Here is a 7,793-nt window from a genome sequence, read left to right as displayed (position 1 = left end):
CTATTATTTACCCAGATGAGGCGGATGAGTGCTTAAGTCTTAATCATCACAAATATACTAACAAATAAGAACTGGCGAGAAAGGACTCTGCACAAGCTAGACTCCTATCTCAAATACTAACATATAGTTTGGTACTTACATATGAATAAACTAGCAAAAATTTCTCTAACAGCTATGGCGGTTGCGCCATTGATGTTCGCTGCGACTGCACAAGCAGACGTAAATGGTAACACTTGGTACGTTGGTGCTAAAACAGGTTGGGCTAAATTCGACACTAAAGCACACAACATCGCTGGTACAGGCAATGCTGACCTTCTTGATCTTGACGCTCAAGACGAAGATGATGATGCATGGGCAGGTTCTATCTTCGGTGGTTACCAAATCAACAACTGGCTTGCTATCGAAGGTGGTTACAACTACCTTGGTCATGACAAGTACACACTACGTGATTCAATCCAACGCGAAACTAAAGTTGAAAACCTAGAGCTTGGTCTTAAAGCTGACTGGTACTTCGCTGATGATTGGAACGTATTCGGTAAAATCGGTGGTTCTTACAACTTCGTTGACCCAGATGGCTTCATGAACGCTGACAACGGTTCTCTAATGCTAGGTACTGGTCTAGAATACCGTCTAACTCAAGCTCTTAAACTACGTGGTGAATACCAGTGGTTCCAAGATGTTGGTGATGACTCTACTAACGACATCGGTACTCGTTACGACCGTCAAGGCGACGTACACTACCTATCTATGGGTCTAGTTTACATGTTCGGCCAAGACGCTGAAATCGTTCCAGTTCCAGTTCCAGCACCAGTTGTTGAAGAAGTGATTGAAGAGCCAGCTATCTCTATCAACACTACTAACTTCGGTTTCGACCAAAGTGCATTCCCAGCGGGTGAAGAATATCAACTTGATCCAGTTGTTGATCGCCTAAACGCGAACCCAGAAGAATCTGCAAACATCGTAGGTTACACTGACTCAACTGGTCCTGCTGAGTACAACCAAAAACTTTCTGAGCGTCGTGCTGAGTCTGTTGCACAAACTCTAGAAACTAAAGGTATCGAGCGCGTACGTATGAATGTTTCTGGTGAAGGTGAAAACAACCCAGTAGCAGACAACTCAACTCGCGAAGGTCGTGAGCAAAACCGTCGCGTAGAAGTTACTTTCCAATAAGAGTCAACTCTCTTACGAAAGCTTAACTAGCGAATAGACAAAGCCCTCTGGTTGAAAAATCAGAGGGCTTTTTAATGCCGCAAAAACTTCTCCCCTGTTACGCCAGATTATCGCCTTAATCAAACATAACTTCTTAGCAAAGTAGGATATTCCATGGTTTTTTACAGAACAGATGGATGCTGCTGTCTCACTTATGCTTTAGATCATAATATCCCCCGATAACAGCATTTCATTGATTTTATGTATTTACATGAATCCATTCACGTTTTATTATCCACAATAAGTGTAGGTTAATTATTGATAAATTCATGTTATGATAGTTTTGCTTACACCTAGACAACTAAGAATCGGAGAGATAAAGCTTTCTTCAAAACCTGCTTTATCTTGAATAAATCAACTTGATCCTTTAGGAAAAAGATATGAAAACACTAGCAAAAATCTCGTTAACTGCATTAGCAGTCGCGCCGCTTATGTTTGCTGCCACTGCGCAAGCTGACGTAAAGGGGAACACTTGGTATGTCGGTGCAAAAACTGGTTGGACGCACTTTGATACGCCTAGCTATAATGTCCAAAACCTTAACCCTGGTGACTCAGTTATCGATGATGATGATGATGCATGGGCTGGTTCTGTCTTTGGTGGTTATCAAATCAATAACTGGTTAGCAGTTGAAACTGGGTATAACTACCTAGGTAAAGACAAATTTACGATGAAGTCTGACCGTATTCAACGCGATACTGAAATTCAAAATATTGAATTGGGCCTAAAAGCTGACTGGTATTTCGCTGATGACTGGAATGTTTTCGGTAAAGTTGGCGGCAGCTACAACTTTGTTGACCCTGATGGCTTCATGAATGCTGACAACTTCTCGTCTATGCTAGGTGCTGGTCTTGAATATCGTCTGACTCAATCAATTAAGCTACGTAGTGAATATCAGTGGTTTAGTGATGTAGGTGATGATGGAACATCTGCGGATAGCTTACGTCTTGATCGCCAAGGTGATGTCCACTACCTATCTATGGGCCTAGTTTACATGTTTGGCCAAGAGGAAGAAGTGGTTCCTGTACCAGTTCCTGCGCCAGTGGTTGAAGAAGTGATTGAAGAGCCGGCTATCTCTATCAGCACAACGAACTTTGGTTTCGATCAAAGTGCATTCCCAGCAGGCGAAGAATATCAACTTGATCCAGTGGTTGAGCGTCTAAACGCGAATCCAGAAGAATCTGCGAACATCGTCGGTTACACTGACTCAACAGGTCCAGCTGAATACAACCAAAAACTTTCTGAGCGCCGTGCTGAATCAGTCGCACAAACGCTAGAAACAAAAGGTATTGAACGCGTACGTATGAATGTTTCTGGTGAAGGTGAAAACAACCCAGTTGCAGATAACGCTACTCGTGAAGGTCGTGAGCAAAACCGTCGCGTAGAAGTTACTTTTCAATAAGTAATTCGCGCAAGGTGCCACTCTTTATAGAGTGATAGCTTAGACTTAAAAAAGAAAAAGCTTCTTTGTCCGTGGATAAAGAAGCTTTTATTTTTGATAAGATAAAACAGAAAACAAAGCAATGCGGTGCTTATCCTCATAAACTCGAACTGGATAAGTTTACAAGGCCACATTGCGTGCAAAAAGTAATGCTACTGAAAAATGTTTATTAATTAATTAATAAATAAATAAATAAATAAATTTTTACTAGCAAGGCATCTCAAACCTTTGTAGATATCACTTTTTGACACAATTATTTTCTATTTAGTAATAAGACAAAGAGATCTAGGTTTGGTTCAGCAAAAGATTAAAAATTATCCAAAAACTTATGAATCTTCTTTTGCTTCATGATGCCAATGTGCAAGTGATTGATTTTTTAGAATAAAAAGAAAGACGCAAGCACCGCCAGCCATAATAATGGCACAAGCAACAGGCGCTGGAATACTGGTTTGCTGAATAATAAATGCGATCACAGATGCACCACTCATTTGAATGCAGCCTAGCATTGCCGCTGCTGTCCCTGCCCTTTCACCAAACTCAGACAAAGCCATACTGGTTGCAGGCCCGAGTAAAAATGCAAACCCAATACATAGAAGTAGCATAGGTAGCATAAAGGCCAATCCTGCTAATAGACCTGAACTTGGTCCACAGTAGAAACCAATAAACTCTAAACTCCCTGCTACAAGTAATAGTCCAAAAGCAAAAATCACAGTTGGGCGATTACCTAGTTTACGAATAACCTTTGGCGCGACAAAGCAAGCAATAACATTAATTAACGCATTAAAGCCAAAAAGTAAGCTAAACTGAATCGAGGTTAATCCTAAATGATCAATCAACCAAACTGGCGAATAAGTGACATAAGTTAATATCGCTCCCATCCCCATCATGCAAGAAGCGGCATAAAATAGAAAATGTGGACTGGCTAAAATCGGTTGATATTTAGACCACTGGTATAAACGCCCCGCACTTTGTGTACTCTCAGGTCTCGTTTCTTTAAATTGTTTACCAACGATAACGAGAACACACAGCGCGTAAGCAAGCATAAAAATAAAGGTTGAACGCCAACCAAATTCAAGCGTGAGCAAACCGCCAAAACTAGGTGCGAGTGCTGGCACCACACAAATAGCACCATTTAAATAGCTATAAATTCTGGCGTTTTCTTTATTGGAATAACAATCACGAACGGCGCTAAAAACAACGATGGATGTTGCACAAGCAGCTAAACCTTGGGCAAGGCGTGCCAGTTGCAAATAAGCAAACTCTTGACTCACGGCGCCAATCAGCGCACTCAAGATATATAAGCAAATTCCAGCTAGCGCAACGGGCCTGCGGCCAATTTTATCTGCAAGCGGTCCAATAAGGATTTGTCCCAATCCCATAGCAAACATAAAAAATGTTACTGTCGTTTGAATTTGACTCGCAGAAACTTTAAATTCTTGCGCCATGACAGGCATTGCAGGTAAAAAGATATCAATGCCAAGTGGGCTTAACAGCACCATAAACATCAAAAGCATTAAAAACGAATTCGGTACATTTTTGGTCGCAGGCATGAAGATCTCGGTAGATTCGATTAAAAGACGGTAAAGTGCGCCTAGGGTGTCAAATCTAATGCCAAAAGTCTACTCTCTTGTGCCCAGAGATAAAGATAATAACACTTATAAATTAAAGGCTTAAATATTGGCGTAATTTATCACTGACCCGTTTGCTGATTTTTTTATCTTGCCAATATGCGTTATGACTAAGCGGCGTCCAACCCGTCAGTATACTGCCAACTTGCAGCGGCGTATCTTGCACAATCGCTTGATAACTCTTGCCTAGTTGCGCCAATGGCCAACCAAGCACATCATCTGGATCATAAACATTTTCCCAAGTGAAGCTTGGGTGCGGCCGTTCAAAACATACTGCTTCACCTAAACCACCGATAAACAATGGAATATTTGCACCCATTGTCAGTAAATGACTGGGAACCTTTAAGCCCAATTGTGAATTCATTGAAGCACTATCACGAGCAGAACTTTTATCCTCATTCGCGATAGAAAATAACTGCACCCCTTGCTCACTGTCCCACAAATAATTAGAGAATACTTGCGCGCCAAGTGAGTGCGCCACAACCACCACAGGTTTAAGTCCTGGGGTGCCGTCTTGATAAATATTAGCTAGCGCCTGCGCAATAAGCTTTTCTACTTCAAGATAAGTTTGGTTCAAACGCCCAGCACTATTTTCCAAGCTTCCTGCATCACCAAGACCAAACAACAAGAAACGACGTAAAGTTTGTGCATGAAGGTTATTTTGTGGCTCAGCAAGCATGCTTTGCCATAAGCGATTTTGCGGCGCTTGTAAAATCGGTGCATAATAGACAGGCTCAAAGCTAACTTTTTGCCAATCATCACCCAAGGCTTGCTGCAAATTATCAACCAGTGCTTGGTAATAATTCGGCGCCGTATCCCCCATTCCATGCAGACAAATCAAGCCGACTTTTTTCATAGCCAAATCCTTATATAAAAGACATGCCTATAAAGTAAACAAAAGCAGAAGTTAAAACTTAGATCCTTTAGTTAATATATGGTTTCAATATGAAAAATAAATGAAAGTATGATATTGATCACAATCTTAAATATTTATTTCGCCCTTAAAATATAATTGTCTATTTTTGAAACTATCAATTTTTGTTGTATCTCTTTCGCAATCGCTTACAGCCGATCATAACCACAGGTAATAACTTGAATATTAAAGGGTTATTAGCTTAGAAAGCACAGTCTAATGGCTCTAAAAATTCAATCCATTCACTTCTTTCGGCTTTAAAACTGGAATATTTGCAGACTTATTTTTCACCGATAAACAATTATTTTGGCTATAAATTCAGCGAATAATTGCATCAGATCAATTGAAAGCCAAATAAAAAATTAAACTCCCAGTTTAAGCAATTGACAAAAAAAACCTAGCGGACTATCGTACCTTGATTTTGTCGTCTTTTCTTACACTTTTTGTGACGACAGTCTTTTGTTCATATCGAGGAGATAAGGTTATGAAAGCCTTTTTTAACAGACTATCGCAAGCACTTATGCTACCGATAGCACTACTTCCAGCAGCGGGTATTATGCTCGGTATTGGCGGTAGCTTTACCAACCAAAGCATGATTGAGGCATATAATATTGGCATCTTACAAGATGGCACTGTCTTAAACAGCTTCCTACAAATCATGACTGCAGCCGGTGATATCGTATTTGGCAACTTGCCACTTATGTTTGCTGTTGCAATCGCTATCGGCTTTGCCAAAGCAGAAAAAGGTTCTGCGGCGCTCGCTGCTGTGATCTCTTACCTAATCATGAATGTTGCAATTGCAAAAGCACTTTCTGTTGCGGGTATGGTTCACGATGGCAACGTTGTGCTAATGGGTAAAGAGTACGCTGGTATTCTTGGTAATGTTCTTGGCATTACAAACACCTTGAATATGGGGGTATTCGGTGGTTTGATTGCTGGTGGCTTCACTGTATTATTGCACAACCGCTATCACAATGTGGTTCTACCTGATTACCTAGGCTTCTTTGCTGGTGCGCGTTTCGTTCCTATCGTTTCTGCGTTCTCTGCACTTTTCTACGGTATCGCACTTGTATTCATCTGGCCTTACATCGGTGCACTATTTGGCTCACTTGGCGCAGCGCTTGGTGATCTTACTGCATCTGGTAATGGTTTCATTGCATCATTTATCTTCGGTATCATTGAGCGTTCTTTGATTCCAATCGGTCTGCACCACGTATTCTACTTGCCACTATGGCAAAGTGAGATCGGTGGTACTGCGCAAATCGCTGGTGAATTAGTTAAAGGTACGCAAAACATCTTCTTTGCTTCCCTTGCAAATGGCGATTACTCACAGTTCTCAGCAACCAACTTTATGACTGGTAAATTCCCATTCATGATGTTTGGTCTTCCTGCTGCAGCATACGCTATGTACACCCTTGCAGACAAAGAAAACAAAGCACAAGCTGGTGGTCTACTATTCTCAATCGCGCTGACTGCATTCCTAACAGGTATTACAGAGCCAATCGAGTTTACATTCCTATTCCTAGCTGCACCACTTTACTACTTCATTCACGTGCCACTAGCAGGTATCTCTTTCATGCTAATGGATTTATTGAATGTTAAAGTGGGTATGACATTTAGTGGTGGCTTCATTGACTTCTCACTATTTGGTATGCTTCCTGGCCTAACTGGCACAGCCAACAACTGGTACATGATCCCACTTGTCGGTATCATCTATGCACCTATCTACTTCATCCTATTCCGTTGGTATATCGTGAAGTTTGATGTGAAAACACCTGGCCGTAAAGGCAGCGCAGTAGCGGTTGTTTCTAAACAAGAATACCGTGACGCAAAAGCTGGTGGCAAAGGTGGTGATGATCCTATCATTGATGGCATCATTGAAGCACTTGGCGGCAAAGACAACATCGAAAACATCGATGCGTGTATCACTCGCCTACGTATCACAGTGAAAGACGGTAGCCTTGTGAAAGACAATGACTACTGGGTTCAAAACCTAGGCGCGAAAGGTCTAGTTAAAATTGGTGATACAGGTGTTCAGGCTATTTATGGTGCACAAGCGGCAATCTATAAAGGCCAGCTAAACGCTAAAATTGGTCAGTAATGAGCTTTAATCTTAAGTTTAAGCGAGTCGGTACATTTATGATTGATTTATCAATCGTGCAAATGTTTACCGTTATTGCCAAGGAAATCTATGTTGCGGTGTTATTATATTCATCGCAACAAGCAAGCTTTGAGTTCTCACTCAATGCAGACTATGCGCTGCCTACCCTGCTGCTGATTATGATAGGTGTGATGCTTATCTTAGTCGCCGTCTATATGGGGTATCATGCGCTTTGCTACAAGCTTCTTGGCAACTCGCTTTCTCGGTATTTTTTAAGTTTAAAAGTTGAGTCTTTGCATTCAACGCCTTTGGATAAAAAGCATTACCTAAAGCGTGAGTTTGATAAAATTTATCTGACCGTCGCAACCTTAGGTTTATATCCTTTGTATGCAGGGGCACAATTTCTTGCTCATGGCAATCCGCCTTGGCATGATAAGAAATACCAAACTCAAGTGGTTGAATCTTAATTCAATCTAGCCGTTCAAACTCAAGCCGTAGCCGAA

At 41.3% G+C, this 7,793-nt stretch carries 6 protein-coding genes; 4 read left to right on the top strand and 2 right to left on the bottom strand.

What is annotated here, in order from left to right; all coding sequences use genetic code 11:
• The first annotated feature begins 141 nt into the window (after nt 1–141).
• Nucleotides 142–1,170: an OmpA family protein gene (locus AC2VOY_RS11460; protein WP_491831500.1), complete on the top strand. Its 1,029-nt coding sequence runs from the start codon at nt 142–144 to the stop codon at nt 1,168–1,170.
• A gap of 419 nt (nt 1,171–1,589) precedes the next feature.
• On the top strand, nt 1,590–2,609 hold the full coding sequence (locus tag AC2VOY_RS11455; RefSeq protein WP_491831499.1) for an outer membrane beta-barrel protein: 1,020 nt from the start codon (nt 1,590–1,592) through the stop codon (nt 2,607–2,609).
• A 365-nt stretch (nt 2,610–2,974) separates the two neighbouring features.
• Here the strand turns inward: AC2VOY_RS11455 and AC2VOY_RS11450 are convergent, their stop codons facing one another.
• Nucleotides 2,975–4,198, bottom strand: coding sequence for a multidrug effflux MFS transporter (locus tag AC2VOY_RS11450; RefSeq protein WP_491831498.1), 1,224 nt, complete (start codon nt 4,196–4,198; stop codon nt 2,975–2,977).
• 112 nt (nt 4,199–4,310) lie between these two features.
• Nucleotides 4,311–5,132, bottom strand: a complete 822-nt coding sequence (locus AC2VOY_RS11445) for a hypothetical protein (protein ID WP_491831496.1) — start codon at nt 5,130–5,132, stop codon at nt 4,311–4,313.
• A 541-nt stretch (nt 5,133–5,673) separates the two neighbouring features.
• On the opposite strand from AC2VOY_RS11445, the gene AC2VOY_RS11440 reads away from it, so the two are divergent.
• Nucleotides 5,674–7,290 (top strand): PTS transporter subunit EIIC, encoded by a 1,617-nt coding sequence (locus AC2VOY_RS11440; RefSeq protein ID WP_491831495.1) that lies wholly within the window; start codon nt 5,674–5,676, stop codon nt 7,288–7,290.
• Nucleotides 7,290–7,757, top strand: a complete 468-nt coding sequence (locus AC2VOY_RS11435; RefSeq protein ID WP_491831494.1) for an RDD family protein — start codon at nt 7,290–7,292, stop codon at nt 7,755–7,757. The genes AC2VOY_RS11440 and AC2VOY_RS11435 overlap by 1 nt, the downstream gene beginning before the upstream one ends.
• Nucleotides 7,758–7,793 lie beyond the last annotated feature (36 nt).

Source organism: Vibrio sp. KMM 9700, from assembly GCF_058545285.1.
Note: the sequence above shows the minus strand (reverse complement) of the source record. Positions and strands in the feature narration are given on the sequence as shown.